The organism is Colwellia sp. 1_MG-2023 (genome assembly GCF_030546755.1).
Taxonomy (GTDB): Bacteria; Pseudomonadota; Gammaproteobacteria; order Enterobacterales; family Alteromonadaceae; genus Thalassotalea_H.
The window spans coordinates 159,612-182,395 of sequence record NZ_JAUOPE010000007.1; the positions used below are offsets into that span (position 1 = coordinate 159,612).

General features: G+C 37.9%; 17 protein-coding genes. 4 read left to right on the plus strand and 13 right to left on the minus strand.

Features of this window, described 5'->3' with window-relative positions:
* Nucleotides 1-41: 41 nt before the first annotated feature.
* The 3 genes from Q4493_RS10190 to Q4493_RS10200 all read right to left on the minus strand — a co-directional run bounded on the left by Q4493_RS10190 (nt 42) and on the right by Q4493_RS10200 (nt 2,379).
* The gene (locus Q4493_RS10190; RefSeq protein WP_303452209.1) at nt 42-764 is read right to left on the minus strand and encodes a spondin domain-containing protein; all 723 of its coding nucleotides are present in this window, start codon (nt 762-764) and stop codon (nt 42-44) included.
* 9 nt (nt 765-773) lie between these two features.
* A complete protein-coding gene (locus Q4493_RS10195; protein ID WP_303452212.1) occupies nt 774-1,472 on the minus strand; it encodes a spondin domain-containing protein in 699 nt (232 codons plus the stop codon).
* A gap of 220 nt (nt 1,473-1,692) precedes the next feature.
* On the minus strand, nt 1,693-2,379 hold the full coding sequence (locus tag Q4493_RS10200) for a hypothetical protein (RefSeq protein WP_303452214.1): 687 nt from the start codon (nt 2,377-2,379) through the stop codon (nt 1,693-1,695).
* A gap of 81 nt (nt 2,380-2,460) precedes the next feature.
* Here Q4493_RS10200 and Q4493_RS10205 point away from each other — a divergent pair, with 81 nt between their 5' ends.
* Nucleotides 2,461-2,823 carry a hypothetical protein gene (locus tag Q4493_RS10205; protein ID WP_303452216.1) on the plus strand — a complete coding sequence of 121 codons (363 nt, stop codon included), beginning with the start codon at nt 2,461-2,463 and terminating at the stop codon, nt 2,821-2,823.
* Nucleotides 2,824-2,851: 28 nt separating this feature from the next.
* Here the strand turns inward: Q4493_RS10205 and Q4493_RS10210 are convergent, their stop codons facing one another.
* Nucleotides 2,852-4,201: an aminotransferase gene (locus Q4493_RS10210; RefSeq protein WP_303452218.1), complete on the minus strand. Its 1,350-nt coding sequence runs from the start codon at nt 4,199-4,201 to the stop codon at nt 2,852-2,854.
* Between the two features lie 129 nt (nt 4,202-4,330).
* On the opposite strand from Q4493_RS10210, the gene Q4493_RS10215 reads away from it, so the two are divergent.
* Both Q4493_RS10215 and Q4493_RS10220 read left to right on the plus strand, forming a co-directional pair.
* Nucleotides 4,331-5,254, plus strand: coding sequence for a LysR family transcriptional regulator (locus Q4493_RS10215; RefSeq protein WP_303452220.1), 924 nt, complete (start codon nt 4,331-4,333; stop codon nt 5,252-5,254).
* Between the two features lie 148 nt (nt 5,255-5,402).
* Nucleotides 5,403-7,148 (plus strand): hypothetical protein, encoded by a 1,746-nt coding sequence (locus tag Q4493_RS10220; protein WP_303452222.1) that lies wholly within the window; start codon nt 5,403-5,405, stop codon nt 7,146-7,148.
* A gap of 174 nt (nt 7,149-7,322) precedes the next feature.
* Here the strand turns inward: Q4493_RS10220 and Q4493_RS10225 are convergent, their stop codons facing one another.
* The 7 genes from Q4493_RS10225 to Q4493_RS10255 form a co-directional block, all read right to left on the minus strand.
* On the minus strand, nt 7,323-8,537 hold the full coding sequence (locus Q4493_RS10225; protein WP_303452223.1) for an MFS transporter: 1,215 nt from the start codon (nt 8,535-8,537) through the stop codon (nt 7,323-7,325).
* A 23-nt stretch (nt 8,538-8,560) separates the two neighbouring features.
* Entirely contained in the window at nt 8,561-10,207 is a 1,647-nt protein-coding gene (locus tag Q4493_RS10230; RefSeq protein ID WP_303452226.1) for a tetratricopeptide repeat-containing sulfotransferase family protein, read from the minus strand.
* A gap of 106 nt (nt 10,208-10,313) precedes the next feature.
* On the minus strand, nt 10,314-12,809 hold the full coding sequence (locus tag Q4493_RS10235; RefSeq protein WP_303452228.1) for a TonB-dependent receptor: 2,496 nt from the start codon (nt 12,807-12,809) through the stop codon (nt 10,314-10,316).
* 109 nt (nt 12,810-12,918) lie between these two features.
* A complete protein-coding gene (locus Q4493_RS10240) occupies nt 12,919-13,776 on the minus strand; it encodes a carbon-nitrogen hydrolase family protein (protein WP_303452230.1) in 858 nt (285 codons plus the stop codon).
* A gap of 144 nt (nt 13,777-13,920) precedes the next feature.
* Complete coding sequence (locus Q4493_RS10245) at nt 13,921-15,792, minus strand: PLP-dependent aminotransferase family protein (protein WP_303452232.1); 1,872 nt, start codon at nt 15,790-15,792, stop codon at nt 13,921-13,923.
* 525 nt (nt 15,793-16,317) lie between these two features.
* The gene (gene gabT, locus Q4493_RS10250; protein ID WP_303452235.1) at nt 16,318-17,598 is read right to left on the minus strand and encodes a 4-aminobutyrate--2-oxoglutarate transaminase; all 1,281 of its coding nucleotides are present in this window, start codon (nt 17,596-17,598) and stop codon (nt 16,318-16,320) included.
* Between the two features lie 60 nt (nt 17,599-17,658).
* Nucleotides 17,659-19,131: an NAD-dependent succinate-semialdehyde dehydrogenase gene (locus tag Q4493_RS10255; protein ID WP_303452237.1), complete on the minus strand. Its 1,473-nt coding sequence runs from the start codon at nt 19,129-19,131 to the stop codon at nt 17,659-17,661.
* A gap of 106 nt (nt 19,132-19,237) precedes the next feature.
* Here Q4493_RS10255 and Q4493_RS10260 point away from each other — a divergent pair, with 106 nt between their 5' ends.
* The gene (locus Q4493_RS10260) at nt 19,238-20,167 is read left to right on the plus strand and encodes a LysR family transcriptional regulator (RefSeq protein WP_303452239.1); all 930 of its coding nucleotides are present in this window, start codon (nt 19,238-19,240) and stop codon (nt 20,165-20,167) included.
* A gap of 142 nt (nt 20,168-20,309) precedes the next feature.
* On the opposite strand, the gene Q4493_RS10265 is transcribed toward Q4493_RS10260, so the two are convergent.
* Both Q4493_RS10265 and ligA read right to left on the minus strand, forming a co-directional pair.
* Nucleotides 20,310-20,645, minus strand: a complete 336-nt coding sequence (locus Q4493_RS10265; RefSeq protein WP_303452242.1) for a DUF3392 domain-containing protein — start codon at nt 20,643-20,645, stop codon at nt 20,310-20,312.
* Nucleotides 20,642-22,723, minus strand: coding sequence for an NAD-dependent DNA ligase LigA (ligA, locus tag Q4493_RS10270; RefSeq protein ID WP_303452244.1), 2,082 nt, complete (start codon nt 22,721-22,723; stop codon nt 20,642-20,644). The genes Q4493_RS10265 and ligA overlap by 4 nt, the downstream gene beginning before the upstream one ends.
* Nucleotides 22,724-22,784: the final 61 nt, after the last annotated feature.

The following is a 22,784-nucleotide window of genomic DNA, read 5'->3' on the forward strand; positions in this document are numbered from 1 at the left end:
AGCAGACACTCTGCTCGACTCATTTTCAGTGAACTGATGAATTAATTAGTACGATTTATCGTAATATGTAATGTTGGGTTATCAAATTTATGTGCTTGCGTGAGTACCGATGTCGATAAGCCATCATCAACAGACACAACCCCCGCATGCATACCAACCATATCCAGATCATCTCGTATTTCGTTAAAGCCCTCACCTGCACCACTACTTGCAGGCCCAGGAATTGTTGAGATTAATTCAGAATTTTTTTCCGTTCCTGCATCATAAGAACGCGTTGTTAAAGAAATACTTTCGCCAACGGGTAAATTGGTTAACGTTATCGCATTAATACCTGTAAATGCATCATTGGTATTTACCAACATTGTTGCCAAAGAAAGCAAAGCAGGTTCGTTATCTGTTAACGATACTTCAATGGTTTCGCTCATGCCCGGCATAATGATCCCAGTACCAGATTGCCCAGCTAAAACATTTTCTTCCATTAGAAATGAGCTGTTATCACCACTTTCGGCTAAAACTTCTAACGCGACACTTGCAGATTCACCTATTTGCCAAAACTGTCCTTCATCATGAAGAACAACGGCAACCGGTGATAAAGGCTGTCCATAAGTTAAGTTACTTACCGTCACTTCATAGCTATAAACAACTGGCTCAGGTATTACGACTTCTTCCACTTCCATTGGAGATGAATCGTTGTCATTACAACCACTTAACAAGGCCAAAGGCAATAAAGATACAAAAGCTATATTATTAATTGAGCGTTTCATATTAACCTCCTAGTTAACCACTACCGTTATACGAGCCACTGGATTCAACCAACGATGAACGGTGTTATCTAAATCACTTTTTCCGCCCGCTAAATCATCATCACCTAAACTACCGCGATGTATGTGAATGTAACCATTTTCTTCATTCATCGTGACTCCCATTGCGCCAGTGCCTGCATCACCGCCAGGTGCTGCCGGAATACCTGCAACACCGGGTGATCCGCCACCATTGATAATTTCATCATTGGCTTCAGTTCCTGCATCATAAGCATTAAGAGTCAGGGTATAAGTACCCGCTTCTGTTGGAATCATCCAACTATCAAGTCCTACGAAGCCATCATTAGTGGGTAACATCATAGCGACAAGCGACAAGTACATATTGCCGTCGGTTGTATCAAGTGTTGTGGTGGTAGTCATTGTCGGAGCCAGTAAACCTTCGGCTGGATTTTCAACCACATCAGCATTTGCCGTTGATAACATCATACTCAAACCAGAAATATCGCCACCTTCAGCCATCATCTGTAATGATTCAGAAGCCATTTCGCCAGTAGAAAACAATGAAGTATCTGCATTATGTGCTCCGATTAATATTGGCGTGTAATAAATACCTTGAGTAAGGTTAGTAACCGTGATGTCTAGTTGTTGGGCTTGTGAAGATAAAGCAGTGGCAGCAAAAGTTAATCCTGCCATTAACGTATTAATTTTCATAAATATTTCCTTTGTTATATTTTGCATTCGCCATCAGTATGCAAAGGAAATATTGTTTAGATTTCACAAAATAATCACAAAAGTATCACAATTATTTATTTAAAAAATGATGAAATTAACCGGATAAAATGCCGTTCTTTCTCTTGTTCAGCCATAAAATATAGGGCTTTAATGCTTCAATAACATAAACACTTAATGTTGTTATTACATAAAGGGGGAATTATTTAATTAAAGCGGTTTGATCTTTCGCAACACCAAAAACATCTTGTGACTTAAAGCCAAGTGTCACGTGAAAGTCTTTATTTTGCAGTAATAATTTTTGACGCAAAAATTGGCCATCAGAGGAGCTTGCCACAACAAAATAAGCAGTATGTTCTCCTTGGCTGACACGCCCTAAACCATGTAATTGAACACGAATTTTTTGATTAACAGCAGCATCTTTGTTCGCTAATGCTTGATATTCGTAGGGGTTAACTAAGGTAACGTGAAAAGATCCGTGATCTCGAGCGCTTTGATGATGTCGATATGCTTCAAATTCATCGCCCAAAATCACCCGCATCTTATTGAGGTATTGTTCAATATCCGCTTTATTTACGATGCCAGCCAAATATTTCAAGCCGGTATTATCAGACAGTTCTTGTATTTCTAATACCAACATTTTTATATCATCCACTTGATACTTAGCCTGTTCAATTGCCCTTAATGCACGTGCTTGTCCTGGACGAACATGAATAAGTTTACTGTTCACTTCAGCTTTAGCGTGCTGACCACTTGCTGTTTTCGGTAAAATAGTAACATGATTATCTTGGGTATTGCTTGACACTTGCCCACCAATATTTGCTTGCGTAATGAACGAACAAAGCAATAATGGAATGAAAAATAAAGGTTTTTTAATGGTTAATTTCATTAGTTTATTTATACTTAAATCAAGTGACTAGAAAAATGTTAACATTATCATAGCACTTTTTAAAAAGGAAAAGCCTGACAAATGAAGTTTTGGTTAAGCCCAGATGTATTTAATAATATTGCGATTTCGCTAGCAGAATACCGCTGGAACTTGCTGGCTTGGAGTGTTTTTTCATTTTTACTCTTTCTGATATTACAATATCAAGTGAGTCAAACCACACCTACTTTACTGGTTTGGCTGGCAATAATGGTTTTATTCTCGGCATTACAAGCGTTAGTCATCGCTTCATTTATTTTCTTCTTCCAAGTATTACCATCTTCGAAAGTGCAAAATAAACAATGGTACAAATTTTATCGAACAATTGAATGGTGCGAGACCATACTGTTCGGTTTTATTTTACCTTTGCCAACGATGTTGTTTATCTACGCTTTTCTGACAGTTTAAATAGTTAGGGTTGAAATAACTAAGCCTGTTAAACAATATAGTTATTTTTTGATGCGAATATAAGTGTTTCATCAAGGGCTTGTTGTAATATCACTATCATCTCGTCAATTTGTGACTCTGTAATGATCAGAGGCGGACAAAATGCCAAAGACGATCCCGCTATAGCTCGCGTGATCATGCCAAGTTGCTGGCATGACTTCATGGCAAAGTTACCAATATCGCCATTTAGAAATGCTAAACCTGTTTTTTTGTTCGCAACTAATTCAACAGCGGCAATCATGCCCTTACCTCTTATTTCACCCACTAACGGATGATCTTTTAACGTTTGTAATTTAGCTTGCATATAATCGCCAAGCAGAGCTGCTCGTTCAAATATATTATCTCGCTGATAAATTTCTAACGTTTTTAACGAGACAGCACAACCTACAGGATGGCCAGAATAAGTATATCCATGACCAAACACCCCAACTTTATTACTTGGTTCAACTAACGCTTGATAGATATCGTCACTCACAAGTGAAGCACTAATAGGCATGTAAGCTGAAGAAAGTTGTTTAGCTAAGGTCATTAAATCAGGTGTTTTTATTCCCATCGTATTACAGCCAAAATCGTTTCCAGTTCGGCCAAAAGCTGTTATGACTTCATCCGCCCAAAATAAAATATCGTATTTGGCTAAAATAGCTTGTACTTTTTCATAATATCCCTGAGGAGGAACAATGACGCCGCTAGCGCCGGTTATAGGCTCAACAATAAATGCAGCGATAGTTTCAGGGCCTTCTTTAATAATAAGCTTTTCTAGGTTCTGAGTGATCCTATCAACAAACTCAGTTTCAGATTCATGTGCTTGAGCACCACGATAATAATGTGGTGCATCAGTTCGCAAAACACCTAAAGCATCAAAAGGCAAGTCAAAATGGGTATGATTTACAGGAAGCCCTGTTAATGATGCAGAAGCGATAGTGACCCCATGATACGATCGCTCTCTAGCAATTATTTTATATTTTTGCGGCTGTCCAATCGCATTAAAGTAATAGCGCAATATTTTAATATGGGTGTCATTGGCATCACTACCTGAGTTACCAAAAAAGACTTTGGCATTGTTCATTGGCACCATGGCTGATAATTTTTCTGCTAGATCAATACCTACTTGATGAGTTTTACCACCAAACATATGTGAATATGACAGTTTGCTCATTTGCTCGTTAGCGGCGTCAATTAATTCTTGATTCTTATACCCTAATGAAGCGCACCATAAGCCAGCCATAGCCTCTAAGTATTTATTCCCTTTATTATCATAAACATACACTCCCTTTCCTCGCTCAATAATAAAGTCACTCGATTTTTTCAAATTGCTTGTTGGATAGATAATTGGGTTCATAAATAACATCGCTTGATGGTTTAAATTTACATTGAGCATAAAAGGATAATAATTTCATTTATATAATTACTTGTCTTTATTTATAATTGGATATACAAATGTAAATACACAATCAATGTAAGGATTATCATGGGAAAAAAGAAAGCGGCGCTTTCAAGACAACTTGCCGATATTGATATACGTTTGCTAAATGTATTTAAAGCGGTAGTAGACTTTGGAGGATTTAGTGCTGCAGAAATCCCACTCAATTTAGCTAACTCAACAATTTCTAACTATATTGCTGACTTAGAAAATAGATTGGATATGCATTTATGTGACCGTGGTCGCGCCGGCTTTAAGTTAACAGAGCATGGTTTGGTTGTTTATAATGCGACGGTAGAGTTAATGGCTGCACTTGAACAATTTCGTGCGACAATAAATCAATCACATCACCGCCTGCTAGGATACTTACACATTGCCTTTGCTGAGCATATGTTGAGTGTTCATGACTCTTGTATGATCACCGCTTTGCAAGCATTTACTGAAATGGCTCCCGATGTTGAAGTAAAAATAAGCACCATGAGTTCTGATGAAGTAACAACCGCCGTTCAAAATAAAAACGTTGATATTGGTGTCACGGTATTATCTGAGCGCTTTAATGAATTTGAATCTTTAGCTTTATTTTCTGAAGAGATGCTTGTCTACTGCGCTCAGGGACATCCCCTTTTTAATCAAGAAGAAATATCGCCACAAGAATTACAGCACTATCATTTTGTCGAATCTCCTCGTTTGATGCGTGGACGTGAGCCTCATTCAGATATGGAGTTATGGAATAAAACAGCTATAGCGCATCATCAAGAAGCAAGGGCGACACTCATTTTGAGTGGGGCTTACCTTGGTATTTTACCTAAACATATTGTTTCTAATTGGGGGCTAAATAATAAAATGAAGCCTTTGTTTATTGAACGTTATGGCTATCAAAATCCCTTTAAGGCGGTTCGACTTAAAAAAGGCACGAATGAATTAATTACTGATGTGTTTTTTCAATGCTTAAAAAGCGCGATTAGTCGCTAGAATACACATAAGAATAACGCGTAACTGGCACTATAAAACCGTGTTATCTGGTACTACAAGTTTATCATTTAATCTTTATGATTTTGTATGATAACAACGAATTAACGTCCGTTAACGCATAAAAATTTTCTAATATTTAGGTATTAAAATGAATATATTAAGATCGGCTGCTCTTTTTAGTCTATTGCTTTTAAATGCCTGCGGCAGTAGTTCGAGTGAAAAAGTCTCACCTGATGCCATTGCACCTGCAGTCCCCACACCTACTACAGAGCCTAAAAGAGTCGAAGCAAGCTATGATTATTTAAATGCAAATAGTGACAAGATCTTCTCAACAAAAGCTTTTTTACCTAACAATGCAGTTAAAGCGAGCAATATTTTCGAAGGGCGTTTAACGATTACAGGAACGCCTAAATTTAAACAAAAATATGGCTCGGTTGAAGACTTACCCAAGGGATATGAGCAATGGCCTGAATTTTCATATGCTTTTGTGCAAGACAAAGAACGCTTAATTCCAATTGATAGAAGTCATGGTTTTATCGGCAATGGGGCTTGGTCTATCACTGCTGGTGTAGGAGCTGTTTGGGATGAAGCCGATGACAATGGCTATAGTAGAGCTTCCTTTCCTTACACGATAAAAGAAAATAATCAAAACTGTGAAGCAAATGGCTTAGCAACATTTCTCTTTAAAAGTGATGGTTCTATTTCGAATGTTCACGTGCAAAATGTTGCTGAAACCTGTCTATTTTATGGATTTGAGTTTTACGGCACTTTAACCGCCGAATACGATAATTATTCAATAGAAAATAAGGGGCAGGTGATTACTGACAGAAATATTGAAGAAGCTGCAAGGATTCCTTCGAAACCGTTAGCTGAGCTAGCGAGCGATTACCCCGGCGTTGATTTAGCTAATTATGCCTATGCCATGGATGAAGCAGACTTAAATGGTTATAGTATTTTGGTTAATAATATTAGCTACAGCAAAGGCTGTAATACTCGCCATGGTGAGCACCCATATTGTGCTGACAAAACAATTGGCATCTATTCATTTACGAAAACCATTCATGGTTTTATGGTGGTTGCTGCCTTAGAAAAGCAATATCCCGGCTTTAAACACAGTTTAATTCAAGACTTAGTACCTGAGTGCTCTGATAGTCGTTGGCATGGAGTAACTATTGAAAATGCACTTGATATGGCGACAGGAAATTATCAATCGTCTGCTTTTGAAAGTGATGAAAACAGCCATGAGAAACTAAATGGTTATTTTCTAGAGTCAACCAGAGTCGCCCGTGCTAATTTTGCCTGTAATGCTTGGCCGCAACAAGTGTCACCAGGTACTTTGAGTGTGTATCACACTAGCGATACTGAATTAGTTGGCTACGCAGCATCAGCTTATGTAAAAAATAGGTTGGGCAATGATAAAGAAGCCTTCAATGATATCTTAGTTCCGTTATATCAAAAAATTGGTTTAAGTCATTATATACAAGGCACGCAACGTACCTCTGACAGTCAAGATGCTTGGGCTGGCTATGGTCTTTCAGCGACATTAAATGATGTGGTGCGTATTGCTCAATACATTCGAGATGAAGGTGTGACTGACGGATTATTAGATCCGACAATGGTTAATGAAGTACTCACTGGGGAAGTCAAAGGCTTGTTCGCTAATATTGATTTTTTACACTATGACAATAGTTTCTGGCGTTTACATGTTGGTAGCTTAACGTCAATGAGTGCTTGTGGCGCTTTAACCCAAGTGCCTATGCTTTCTGGTTTTGGTGGTCATACGAGCTTAATTATGCCTAAAGTCATCATTACTCAAATGACAGACAGTGGTGCGCTTGGTGTATCGCGAACCGTTACGGATGTCTTTAATAATATAAGTAATGTCTGTCCTTGATATCTGGATTTATAAAACATTTTACTGTGCACACTTTCTATTATTGGCACCGGTTGCACATTTTACGTGCTTGTACCATGGTAATTTTAGTACAAGCACAATGCCCCAAATGACTTCAAGCGACTCAATGTTAATTGCAACTGAACTTTCAAGGGATTTAAGTAAACAACCTCGTTAATGCTTATCCAAACTTCTCGCTGGCTTGAAAATCATCATTGAACAAATCACCAGTCCAATTACTGCAAAATTAATAACTTGCTGATAATTTTCGCCGTTTAGCATAAGCGCAGCAACCATAGGTCCTGACGCTAATCCTATTTTCGACGCAAAGCCACCAAGCGCGGCCATTTGGCCACTTTTATCTAGCTCAGAGCAAATACCAAATAAATAAGGTAAAACAAATGCCCAGGTTATTCCAATGACAATATTAGTAACCAAATAAATCATTTCATTGCTGCTAAAGTGAAGTAACCAACTACAAAACGCCGTAACTAATATAGCGCTCACAAGTGGTACCGTTCGGCCAAATTTAGTACCTATAAGGATAACTAACAATGCTCCCAATAACGCTACCCAACTAGCGACACCTAAAGCGTTACTCATAAAACTGACCGAGAGACCGTCTGCTTTACCTAAGCTGATCATATAAGCAAACAATCCCATATTTGCTGCTTGAAATAAAAATATTCCAAATAGATTTAGCATAAGTGGTAAACGAGAAACTAAAGGAGTTACATGCTGATTTTCGATTGTTGAATCATCTTTTTTAGCGATAGAATAATTTGGGAGGAAAGGTAGCATAACCAATGTAACGACAGTAAAGGTGACTAAAGAAATAAATAGTGCGCTGGTACCATAATCAGGCACCAAACCAGGTAAAAACATGATCCCCAACCCGCCTAGACCCCATTGAATTAACAGCAGATAGCCAAAAGTTTTATCTGCTTCAGAGGTCCTTGATATAATACCAAAACCTATTCCTACTAATAAACCGCCGGTTAAGCCATGGATTGCTCTGATAGCGATCATAGTATTGGGCTCGGTAATAAAAATACATAATGTGTCTATGCCAATAAGTGCGAGTAATAATACATAAGACCATCGTTGCCAACGTATTCGTTTAATTAAAAATACTGCCGCAAGTGCACCAATGGCAGCACCATATAAATTTGCAGAGCTAACAAAACCGGCTTGCTGGCTGGTAAAGGCTAATCCCTCTTTTAAGCCATTAACCACAGCAGGCATAATATTTATATAAAAAATACCTGCCGTTGTTAAAAACGCCAAGATAATCCGTGCAGTAATACTGTTGGGTAATACTTTAATTTTATTAAAATAGTCTGTTGCTTGTGAAGGCATAGGCTGAGGGTTAATATTTTGTTCTGACATTAAATGCTCCTAACAGGTGCTGACTAATCACAACAAATACCTGCTTGCTCTAATAATTGTTTAATAGGTAAAAGCTCTTTTTCAAATTGACGCCATTTTCCGTGAGAGCTTTTATAAATTTTTTGTCGTACCTGTGTGGCACTTGCTGTAGTAGACGGTGCAGTGTTATTTTGAAAATCGCTACAAGTTGATTGCCAGTCAAGTTGACAAAAAGCAATTAACTTTTTTGCTTCTGTGGTTAAGTCATTTACGACATCTTCATAAGCTACTTGATGAATAACCCCTGGGAGTATGCTATACCAGTGCTGCATCATTTTGTGATGTTCAATGTAATATTGCGCCAACTCAATTAGGTCATACGAAAAAGGATAGCCGTTTGTAAAAAGTTGTTTATAAATAGAATAACAAGTATCCAAAGGATGCCGAGTAACATGAATTACTTTGGCATTAGGTAGTGCTAAATGTATAAGACCAATATAGAGAGAATTGAGCGGTAATTTATCGATAAAGTGCTTAGTATGCCCAGTTTCAGGTCGAGTACTCTTGATGTAATTTTCACCTAACCGTTTAAAATTTAATTCGCTGGTTAACTCAACTAACGCCTGTCTTGAATTAGGCGGGATACTGGTTGTATTTTTTACTTCGTCCATCATACATAAAGCAAAATTATTAAGCTCTCCTGCACTAAACACATCTCGATGACCACTTACTATTCGCTCAACCAAGGTTGAACCGGTGCGAGGCAAACCTAAAATAAAAATAGCTTCATCATTATCACATGACACCGATAAACCTTTTTTCTTATTAAAAAGAGATTGGTTAAAGGTTGTTCTGATCTTTTGTATGGTGGATAAATCATGTTTAACATCGTACTTCATATAAGCACGACGCACGGTTGCTCCATGATTAAGCTGAGTAAAACTCTGTGTAAACAAGCCTAAATCTTCTAGCTCTTTTGCTAAGGCATAGTGCATTTGTGCTTTACCAATGGGATGCTTGATACCTTGAGATAATACTTGTTCAATCGGCTTTATGTGGTTGCTGACTGGCGTTTGTTTTTTCAAACTTGAGCGTAAAAGGTATGCTTCAAAATCTTGTGGATTCAATGAAATAGCTTTATTGAGATGTTGCTCAGCTAATTCAATTTCACCTTGATAACGTTCAATAGAGGCTAAATTAAAATAAAGTTGAGCACACTGTTTTGGTTGCTGTTTTTCAATCACAATTGTGAGTGCTTGTTGGTAATAGAAGTTTGCTTGCTGATAATCCATTAAGTGGGTAAACATAACAGCAAAGTCACTACACTGTTTGCTGTTAGTTAATCTTAGGTTTTTAAGATTTTCCGCCAACTTTATTGCTTGAACTTTATCAGACATAGATAATAAAGTTGTCACCTTCTGGTACTGCCATTGAAAATTATGAGGTTGTAAACCAATTGCCTTATCAATAGCTATAATTGCGGTTGGAAATTGTTTGAGCTGAAAGTCTAGAAAGCTGGTAGCGTACCAACCATCAGCATTCTTTGGAAAATCTTGATTAATTTTTTGACAGGCTTGTTGCGCCAAAGAGACTTTTCTTTCGTTTATATATGTCCAAGCTTGATCTAACCTTGATTCAATATCAACAGGGTTAGTAGGAAAGCTTGTGGAAAAAGAATTATTATCAAGCATACAGGCTCAGCAAGTAAAAAAGTGTGACAACAACATAACTTTTTGTGTAAACGCTAGCAACCGTGATGTCAGCGAACAAAACCAACATACGGTTGCTAGTAATCATTTAGAACTGATAGCTTGCCGATAAACCAATAGTTCGGGGCTGACTTATATAATCTTTAGATGAATTACCTAAAAAGTTTTCAGCAGGATCGGTCCCCATTGCACTTTCAGGAATAACCCCAGTTACGCCATCTTCGTTAAATACGTTTTTAATGTAAAGCGTTACATCCCAATTATCGGCACTGATGCGGGTACTTAATCCCCAAATGGAAAAGGCATCAATATCTGCTTGATATTTCCCCTCGCCTAAGGCATTTAAAGTATCTGACTGGTAATAACCATTAACTTGCGTTATCCAATACATATCATTATCCAATGTATGGGTGTAGTCTAATGACACACTAAAGGTACTTTCTGGTGTGGAAGGTAAACGAGTACCATCAGCAGCAACTAAATATGTTGCTTCGGTTGAACTTGCGCCTGATGGTGCATAAAAATCATCAGTGAGTTCTGCTTTTGCATAAGCATAACCAACAACATAATGTAAATCGTCACTTAGATAGCCTTGCAATTCCAATTCAACCCCAGACGTTTGAGCTGATTGCCCATTGGCTACCGCAAAAAAACCCCAAGTGGTTGCAGTATTTAACTGCGGATCTTGCCAATCAATTAAAAAGGTAGAAAGAGTATAGCTATGGGCGCCTCCATCTAAGTATCCCTTTAAACCTAATTCATAGTTAGTAACAGAATCAGAGGTGTACTGTTGCCATTCTGGTCTTTCTTCTAAAGCGCCACTTAATGGTACTGCATTTGCCCCACCACGACGATAACCTTCTGCGTAAGTAGCGTATAACATAGTGTCTTTAGATAAATCGTAAGAAATATTTCCTTTAAATAATGTGTCACTCTCATCTGTTTCAAAATTTGGTTCATCACTTAAAAATGGCCAAATTGGTAATGAAAGAACTGTGTCATTATTAAATGTATTATCAAAATAACGGGCACCAATGGTTGTGCGTAACTTATCTGAAAAGTGATACGTAACTTCACCAAAGACAGCAGTATCTTTAAAGCTTTGATTTCTCACATAATGAAAATCATTATCCGTGTAAACCATGCCATATCCGCCCATGGTATCCCACCACGTTGAAAATGCTGAAAATGCCCATTCTTGATAACCTGGCATATAACTATCTTGAGTAGAAAGCGTGTCTTGATCCATATAATAAGCACCAACCACCCAATCAATATTATTGTTACGTTCATTAGAGACTAAGCGTAATTCTTGAACGAAAGCTTCTTCTTTATATCCACGTTCGGCCATGGCTAAAGGACGAGGAGAGCCATAGTAAAGACCACTGAACCAATCATTTTGAGCATAAAATCCCGTATTATCACTGATTGAGTTTCCTTCGTGAGTATATTGCGAAGAGCTTGACGTTAACGTAGCAAAGCCTAAATTCCATTCTACTTCGAGTGAAGTTAATGACACATCACGATCTGATGGTTCTAATAATACGGCACCATTTTCATAATCACCGTAAGACTGCTCACTTCCATCAGTCCAATTTGTTCCTCGTGTCACTTGACGGCGCCCCCCTATTTCATCACTTTGAAACTGGTGCGCGAGTAAAAAGGTCAGATCATTTGTTGCTTCAAATAATGCTGAAATTCGACCATAAGTTATATCGACGCTATCCGCATCTTTGACACTTCTAAAGGTATTTCCACCTGTCGCTAGATCTCCATTAGTTGCCGGTGCATTATAACCACTCGAAGCAACAAAACCGCCACTTGGGTCAAAATTAGCAGGAGGAGTCGATCCCATTGGAGCACGTGAATTGTCAGTTAAGTTATAAACATTTGAATAATCAACAATACCGTCATTATCAACTTTTCCAACATTAGCACGAATAGCAAAATTGTCTGAAAGTGGTAAATTGACCATGACATCTGTATTTAAATTAAAGCCATCTGAGCCTTCGGTTTGACCATAGTTGGCACTAGCTGAGCCGTAAAATTCATCCGTTTCAGGACGATTCATTCTATATTTAACAGTACCTGCCAATGAACCAGAGCCATACAATGTCCCTTGAGGTCCACGTAACACCTCAACCATCGCAACATCTTTTAAAATAAAATTAGCATACATAGGCGTATCATTAATATAAGAAGCGACAGTAGGAACGGCAGACAAAGCGACATCTCCGTTAGAGCCGCCATCAACGTTTACACCGCGAATAATAACACCATTAACCGCTCCAGAATTTCGATAACCACGATCTACAACGGTAATACCAGCAACATTTCGCATAAGATCTGAAGAATCAATAATTCCAGCGCTTTCAAGCTCACTACCAGAAACGGCTGAGATATTATATGGAATTTCTTGAATCGTTTGTGAGCGGCGGTTAGCGGTAACTTCAATTATTTCAATTTTACCTTTTTCAGCCGTTGGTTCTTCGGCAGCATTCACTTTTAACGATGGTAAAGATATTAATAATGCAGCACTCACTGCGCTTGATATTACTGATTTATTAAATGTTGTATGTTTCATCATATTCCTCAGAACTCATGGTTTATTTTTATACTGAATTTAGGTTAGAGTAATCAAACCTGATGACATAGTGCCAGTTTCGGACTTGTGTTAGGTCCAGTTTAATTCGTTAGTTTTGATGGTTACTTTTTGGTATTGTGAGCTGGCCAAGCTTTCTCAACTCACTGTTTTTGCGTTCATTTTCAGTAGAAAAAGCAAAAGTAATTGGGTTATCTCTAAAACTTTTAAGTGGTTGTCCTAAGCCATGTAGACCACGCTCGCGATTTCGACGAACCAAAGCAAAATCAATTTCAACAGGAAATATTTCCTTATTTATACCTGCTTGATGGATAACGCTCCCATCAGGTGCAACGATTATGGATTTACCATTGCCAAAATCACCTAAACCATTAACAGTAAATACATAACACTGGTTCATTGCTGCTGTTGCCTGTGCCATAGATAATTCAACATTACGATCTATCGTGCCGGTAAGTGTTGGATAAATAAGAACTTCAGCACCAAGACAAACTAGATTGCGTGCAACTTCAGGAAACCAGAGATCATAACAAATAGCGACACCTATTCGACCTTGAGGAACGTCAAAAACTACAAAGTCTTGGCCACTAGAAACGCCTGATTCATAAGGACAAAATGGATATATTTTACGATAACGTTTTACCACAACACCTTCATTATTAATCACAGAGGTAGTGTTAAAAATTTCATCTTCATCTTTCTCATAATCTGAACCAGGAATAAGCCAAATGTTCAGCTCTTTAGCGAGTGCACAGTAAAATTTTTCAGCTTTGCTTGGCAACTTCTCTGCATATTTTTTTTCGGGCCCATAAGTTAAAAGTTCACTCAAAACAATCATATCTAGCCAAGGAAAACGTTTTTTCGTTTTTGTAATTTCTTCACCAATAATGGCTAAGTTATCACCACAAGGTAGTGACAGTTGCATACCTGCAATAGAAAAATGACTCATTAACTGACTCTCAATGTAATATTTATGAAACTAAGTGAAGTTAAATCTACTCTACTAAGTTTATTCGATAAGACGATAGTACCAGATGGTTACTAGCGTTAGGTCCAGATTTGAATAGTGGTTGAATTCACGTGTTGGTGGCACTCAAGTGCTAGTGTTATTAAGGTAATCTAATTGGCGAACAAAGCAGTAATTTTGATCAAACCATTTCATCTCATTGCCATCCATAATGACATAAAAACCTTTAACTTCGCCATATCCCCATAAGTTCCACTGACGATAATACATATCTCCTTCGACCCACCAACGGCCAAAATCAGACTCAACACTATGCCCACCAGTGTGCCCCACCATAGTGCCATCACTTAATAATTCGATCGTACAAGGAACGCCATAAACCATCTGACACTCTAAAACCGCACCTGAAAGCACTTTTTTCATAGAATCATGTGTCAATAAATGCCCTTTGGCATCCGATAATTTTTCTTCAAACTCAGCCGTTAATTGGTGTATTAATTCTGCCAATTTACTTACTCCTGAGCGAATTTTATCCGTAGGAATACTGGTAATTCCCATACGAAAACAATTTTCGGGATAAGCCGAACTTGCAAAATACCGCTTAACAGGCTCTATTAATATGCCTATTTCAGCCGCTTTTTCTCGCAAATATTCGCCATCAAGTTGCTTAGGTCCAGTGATCCAGTATGCCGTTCCACCTTGAATAGGTCCGGTATCAATACAATTGGGTAAATAAATGTTTAAGGCTTCTCTTAATTCTAACCAACGCTCAAAAAACACCTTATGTAAGTGCATCATAAACGCATCGTAATAACCTAAAGATAAGAAGTAAGCAACAGCCCGCTGATTAGATAAAGGCGGATTACGCATTACCATTTTTCTCAATTTTTTAAGCTCAAGAATAACGGCACTATCGGCAACAATAAACGCTATCTGTACGCCAGAAACTAACACCTTTGATAAACAAGAAATGTACACCACGCGATTATTTTTATCTAAACTACGTAATGCTGGGTGTGGTTGACCTAGAAAATTACTCTCAAATTCAAAATCGTCCTCAATAATTAAAAAGTCATGTAGTTGAGCTTTTTTGAGCAATTGATCTCGGCGATCCATCGACATCGTTATACTGGTAGGTGTTTGATGACTTGGGGTTGTATAGATAATGTCACAATCATTAAGCTTGTCATCCACCACGACACCTTTATCATCAATTTCTTGATGAATTAACTTAGCCCCTTGTTTTAATAATAATTCCCTCATCTCAGGATAACCTGGTTCTTCTAGAGCTACCGTGACAGAATCATCAACAAAAAGCTTACTAATTAAATACAACGCTTGCTGCGTTCCCACCGTAATTAATATTTCTTCTCTACTGGCTTGAATACCTCGCCGAGGCAAAATTTTACTTCGTATTTCATCAAGTAGCATAGGATCATCTTGCAAACCTTGTAATTCAGACCATTGATAAATTTCACCACTAGCATTTGCTCGATTGTTGACATCTCGCCATTCCTTTATTGGGTAAAGTGATGAATCGAATTTTCCGTCGATAAAAGGAAAGGTATATCGTCTCCAGTTCACTGGACATGAAGTTTGATTGGTGGTTGACAACGCCCCTTTAAATTTAGCGTTATGAGTTAACTTTTGACTATTAATTGGCAGATTTTTACTTGATTTAGCTAATTGTTCACTCCTTAAATCTTCTAATTCTTGAGCCTTGCCAGTGCTAGCCACATAGCCTTTGTGAATATCACTACTTACAAAAATACCACTACGCTCTTTTGATATTAAATAACCTTCGTCAATTAAAGCTTGATACACTAAAACTATGGTATTTCTTGAAACATTGAGTTGTTTAGCAAGTTTACGGGAAGAGGGAAACTTACTATTAGGTGGAAAAGAGCCAACAAGAATACCTTCTACCATTTTCGTACGAATTTGGCTTTGTAAACTTTCCTCTGCTTCATGATCTATATGAATTAGGCGATTAATCATATAACTATTTAATACCTTTTATTGCTAATGTAAAAGAAAAGCACAAGCTGTCAAACCTAAATACAGTCCACCTAAACACTTAATTAAAAAAGGCCAGAATATATCAGGCCTTTATGTTGCTATAATTTACAATTAAAATCAGCACATTATGTTTAAAACATAAGATTAATTGTCCAAGCTTAATTATCTAAATTTAAATACCCAAATTTAATTACACAATGAACTAATTTTATTTAACTCATTTAACGTTGTGACAAAGGCATAGTCAGATCCATCACTAAAGCAACATTTTAAATATAGTTAAATATCTACAGCATACACCGAACACTTTTTGGCCATAGTGCCAGTTTAAGTATTTCGATTGGACCAGAATTTACTTAATAATTTCTTAATCTTGCCTGCTTAACTCAAAGTCAATTTCTAATTACTTATTAATAAAAGCTAAAATAGTGAATGCTCATAATGACAGGTAAAATGCTTAGGCTGTCATTATGAGTATGTGAAGTAAAAAATGAAGGAATAAAGCTAACTTGCTAATTCTTTAAAAAGCTCAGCAAAAGAAGCCAATCCCTCTTCAATGATTTCATCACTGGCGGTCAGTGCAGGTAAAAAACGTATTACGTTACCGTAAAACCCACAAGCTAGCAGTACTAAATTATATCTTGCTGCGTTAGCAATAATCGCTTGAGTTAACGCTGTATTTGGTTGTTCAGCGTCACCTTGTTGAATCAGTTCAATGGCAATCATAGCGCCAGTATTTCTTACATCTAAGATAAGTTCTGAATACTGCTGTTGCAAAGCGGATAATTTTTTATTGAATAGATCGCCAATTGCTATAGCACGCTCAATAAGATTTTCTTCTTCAATAACATCCAATACAGCCAGAGCAGCGGCACATGCCACAGGAGAGCCACCATAAGTGCCACCTAAACCACCGGGTAATGGCGCATCCATGATTTCACTTTTACCAACAACGGCTGCAATAGGAAAGCCTCCAGCAATCCCCTTAGCCATAGTCATGAGATCAGCTTCAACACCAGAATATTCCATATTGAACATTCGCCCCGTTCGACCAAATCCTGTTTGGATTTCATCGGCGATAAGCACAATACCATGTTCATCACAAATGTGACGCAAGGCTTTCAAAAAACTAGCAGGAGCTTGGTAAAACCCGCCTTCTCCTTGTATTGGTTCTACGATAATTGCAGCTACATCACTGGGTGCAATATCAACCTTAAATAAGTTTTCTAACGCTTTTAATGATTCATCAACCGAAATTCCGTGGCAATCAATAGGAAATGGGGCATGAAAAATATCACCTGGGAAAGGCCCAAACAAATATTTATATGGAGTAATTTTACCCGTTAGCGCCATGGTTAAATTTGTACGACCATGAAATCCTCCATTGAAAGCGATAACACCTCGACGCTTAGTATGGGCACGAGCAATTTTAACGCAGTTTTCTACGGCTTCTGCCCCTGTTGAAACAAAAATGGCTTTTTTATCTGACTCACCTGGCGCTATTTTCGTTAACTTTTCAGCCAATTCAACAGCAACTTCATAAGGGTTAACCATGACACAAGTGTGACTAAATTTATCTACTTGTTTATTTACCGCATCAATAACTGTTGGATGACTGTGACCTGTATTACAGACCGCAATACCTGTACCAAAATCAATATAACGCTTCCCTTCAACATCCCAGACCTCGGCATTTTTTGCATGATCTATGTATACAGGATAAATATTGCCTTGCCCGCGGGCTATGACGTGGTTTTTTCTTGCTTGTAAGTTTTCATTTTTCATAATTTTTATCTTTATTTATTTGATTTCAAAAAGTGACTAACGTGTCATTGAAAACGTCAGCTACTGATCTAAGCCACCCATGCATAAATATTTTATTTCTAAATAGTCATCTAATCCGTACTTAGAACCTTCTCGACCATTACCCGATTGCTTAACACCGCCAAATGGAGCTGCTGCATTAGAGATCAAACCTTCATTTATTCCAATCATGCCATACTCAAGCGCTGCTGCTACCCGCCAAATTCGCCCAATATCTCTAGCATAAAAATAAGCGGCTAAGCCATATTCTGTATCATTAGCCATAGCAATTACCTCAGCTTCATTTTCAAAAGAAATGATGGGTGATACAGGACCAAAGATCTCATTTTTCGCGATCGGCATATCATTGGTAACATCCGTTAAAATTGTCGGCTGATAAAAATTATCACCCGATTTGTCTCGCTTACCGCCTAAGAGTAATTTCGCACCAGCGGCAATTGATTCGCTGACTAACTTATCAACACCAGCTACCGCTTTACTCGAAATCATAGGTCCAATGTTAACTCCATCAGTTAACCCTTCCCCAATGGTTAATTGAGCAACTGCATTAGAAAATTTTTCTGTAAACGCTTTAAGTACATCTTGTTGAACAAAAATACGATTAGTACAAACACATGTTTGTCCCGCATTACGGTACTTAGATTGAATTGCCCCCTGAACAGCAGAATCAATATCAGCATCATTAAAGACAATAAAAGGCGCATTCCCCCCTAGCTCCATTGAGACTTTTTTCACTGTAGTCGCACATTGGCTAATTAAAGTTTTACCTACCGGTGTAGAGCCAGTGAAAGTAAATTTTGCAACATCCGGATGTTGTGTTAATACCGAGCCCATTGCTCTAGCATCGTCACCAACAACAACATTAAAAACCCCAGCAGGGATCCCTGCACGCTCAGCCAGTTCAGCCATGGCTAACGCTGAAAGTGGTGTTTCTGTTGCCGGTCGAGCAACAAAAGTACAACCCGCCGCCAATGCAGCTGCTGCTTTTCGTGCAATCATTGCGTTTGGGAAATTCCAAGGTGTAATCGACGCTACAACCCCTACAGGCTCTTTTACAACAATTATACGTTTATCATTAGATGGCCCAGGTATGGTATCTCCATAAACCCGCTTCCCTTCCTCAGCGAACCACTCGATAAATGCAGCACCATAAGCAATTTCCCCTTTCGCTTCAGCTAATGGTTTACCTTGCTCTAAAGTTAGAATTCGCCCTAAATCATCTTGATTTTCCATCATTAGATTAAACCAATTGCGTAAAAGCACTGCGCGTTCATTTGCTGATTTATCAGACCACATGGTTAACGCATCTTTTGCCGCCTTTACGGCAAGCTCTGTTTCTACTGAACCAGCATTACTTACTTTTGCAATAACGTTGCCATTGGCTGGGTTAGTCACTGAAATCTGTGTTTCACTGCTATGCCAACTACCATTGATATATGAAAAATGTTTCACTAAATGTTTATCTTTTAATCCAAATTCTTCGTGCTTGTTCATTTAAATTCTCCACTGCATTCTCTTGCAGCTATTGAATATCAAATTAAAACAAGGTTAAATACAAAACATTCAACCTTAAGTTTTAAGCTTATCAAACATTAATAATATGACTTTATCTTCAATAATCCCAAAACCAATTACCGAATATGATTTACGTTTATTGCGGATTTTCCTTTCTGTTGTCGAGCACGGAGGATTTTCAGCTGCTGAAAAGGCATTAGGGATCACTCGCTCAACCATCAGCATTCATATGTCAAACCTTGAAACACGAATGAATTTAAAACTTTGTGTGCGAGGCCGAGCAGGCTTTTCATTAACCGAAGAAGGACAATCGGTATACAGAGCTGTGATCAATCTATTTGACTCATTGAACGACTTTTCAGTGCTAGTTAGTACGCTAGGTAAAGAGCTAAGTGGCGAAATAGTGATTTTATGCGCAGACCAACTAGATGACAAAAAGCAACGTAAACTCGCACATGTGATTGAATTAATATCAGAAAGTTCGCCTAACCTACATGTTGTTTTAGACGGTGATTCCATCTCAAATATTGAAAAGTTACTGCTGAAAGATAAAGCACATATGGGAATTTTCCCAGGTTATCAACAAATTGAAGGACTTAGTTATACAGCATTATCCAGTGAACCTATTTTCCTTTGTTGCAGTAAAAACCATCCACTATTTAACAGAGTGGATACAAAAATCACGGACGATGATTTATTTTCTACTGCGGCAATTCATCCAGGTATAGATATAGATGCCGAAGGGCGTGAGCAGTTACAAAAACTAAATTTAAGTGCTAAGGCGTACCAATTTGATACACGAAAGACAATGATATTATCAGGAAAATATATTGGATATATGCCACAAAGCTTCATTCAACACGAATTAAATTTAGGGGAAATTCGTCTTATACAACCCTCCAAACTAACCTACCCATTTAAACTATCACTTGTTCATAAGAAAGTTCCAAGAGAAACAGGTAAAGTAGAATTGTTAACTAATGCTTTTACAACAGCTTTTCATTTAGATGAGTAGCCATATTACAATTCCTATATTAATACCTGTTATTCATGTCAATTTAATGGCTAAGTAACATTATCAGGCAAGGTGAAAAGTAAATATAAAAGTAAAAAAAGAAACGATAATTTAAATTTTATTTTCGCGCTTTTCTGACAGTTTAAATATGACGTTGCTTTTGTGCATAAAGCCCTAATGCGACAAATATAAGGCTAACAACAGGAACAATGTAAAGGTTTGGAATTTTAGCCAACTGTTGTGACAATAACCCTGTAAGCCAAACCGTGGCTAAACCATAACCTATTGCACAGACGACAATAAAAACTAACGTACGAATAATAAAATGTTGTTTGCGCACTAAGTGTTTAATCACGTTATTGATATCATTACCAAAAATTACCAAAATGGTCGCAATAATCGCTAACGCACATTGATATTGATAAGAGCGAAACCATTGCCCAGATTCAATAAGCGAGCTATTAATTAACTCACTCATAAACTGATGCCATGCATAGCTAACAAGTTAAGCATATCTTGCTCAGTTAACACTTCGACGCCTAAGTCTTGTGCTTTAGTCAGTTTAGAGCCGGCTTTTTCGCCGGCAACTAAAAAGTGTGTTTTAGCAGAAATACTGCCTGAAACTTTAGCGCCAAGTGATTGTAAGTGCCCTTTCGCCTCATTTCGCCCCATTTGATTTAACGTACCCGTTAACACAAAAGTTTGATTTAATAAGGGTTGTTGATCTTCACTTTTCACTTCAATGGCCGGCCAAGACATAATGTTTTCAAGTTCATTCACCACTTCAACATTATGCGGTTGTTGAAAAAACAATACGATATTTTGGGCAACAACAGCTCCAACATCAGGTACTTGCTGTAAACTTTCTTCATCCGCTATTTTAATTTTTTCAAACGTTAAAAAGTGTTGTGCTAAATTCGCGGCGGTAGTTTCACCAACTTCACGGATCCCTAATGAATAAATAAACTTTGCTAAGGTGGTTTGCTTGGCATTTTGCAAACCTTTAATGAGGTTTTGCGCTGACTTTTTCCCCATTCTTTCCATGGTACTAATGTTAAGCTCTGTAAGGTTAAATAAATCAGCAGGCGTTTGAATCAGCTTTTCATCAACGAGTTGTTCGACTAACTTATCGCCTAAACCATCAATATCAATTGCTTTACGTGAGGCAAAATGTTTAATAGCTTCTTTTCGTTGTGCGCCACAAAAAAGGCCGCCAGTGCAGCGCAATACCGCTTCGCCTTCAAGCCGTAAAACCTCAGAATCACAGACAGGACAAGTGTTAGGAAAATGTATATCTTTGGCATTTTCTGGACGTTTATCGATAACTACACTGACGATTTGAGGAATAACATCACCGGCACGTCGAATAACCACAGTATCATTTATTTTAATCCCTAAACGGGTGATTTCATCTTGATTATGCAAAGTGGCATTGCTGACTGTAACACCGCCAACAAATACTGGTTTAAGACGCGCTACAGGAGTTATTGCACCTGTTCGGCCCACTTGAAATTCTACATCTTCTAAAGTGGTTAATTCCTCTTGTGCTGGAAATTTATACGCAATTGCCCAGCGTGGCGCTCTGGCAACAAAACCGAGCTTTTCTTGTAAGGTGATGTTATCCACTTTAAATACCGTGCCATCAATTTCATAACTTAATGCCGCTCGGCTCGTTAAAATATTTTGATAAAAGGCCTCAACATCGTCAGCATTTTTCAATAGTTTAACCTCTGGACACATAGGTAAACCTAAGGCTTTTAGCTGACATAGTCGTTGATAGTGAGAGTTTGATAACCATTCTTCTTGTTGAGTTTCAAATTTTTTACCTGACTCATCTAATACGCTAACGACATCACTAACATACCCCATACCATATGCATAAAACGCTAAGTTACGTTGAGCGGTTATTTTAGAGTCTAATTGTCTTAAACTCCCTGCGGCAGCATTGCGTGGATTAGCAAAGGTTTTCTCACCCTTTTTTATCGCCTTGGCATTTAACTGCTCAAAACTTGCTTTTGGCATAAAGACTTCACCACGCACTTCAAGAATAGCTGGAAAATCATTTCCTTGTAATTTAAGCGGGATAGATTTAATTGTGCGGACATTTTCGGTAATATTTTCACCGGTAGTACCATCGCCACGGGTAGCCGCTTGAACAAAAATACCATTTTCATATCGAATGCTCACAGCTAAACCGTCTAGTTTAGGCTCGGCACATAACGCATAATCATGAGTTGATTTCAGTCTGTCTTGAATGCGTTTATCAAAGGCTTGCCACTCTTGTGCAGAAAAAACATTATCGAGTGACAACATAGGAACTTGATGCTCAACTTGAGTAAAAGCTTTTAACGGTTCCCCTCCTACTTTTTGACTAGGAGAATCCAAGGTTTTCAATGCAGGATGTTGCAATTCAATATCAATTAATTCACGCATTAATCGATCATATTCCACATCAGGAACACTCGGCTCGTCCAATACATAATATTGGTGATTATACTGGTTTATGAGTTGATGAAGGGCAAATACTCGTTTTTGTAACGTTGATGATTCAGTCATAGTGTTTTAATTCTTAACATTAAGTCTCTTAATAAATACAAACTAAGAGACTTAAAAAATT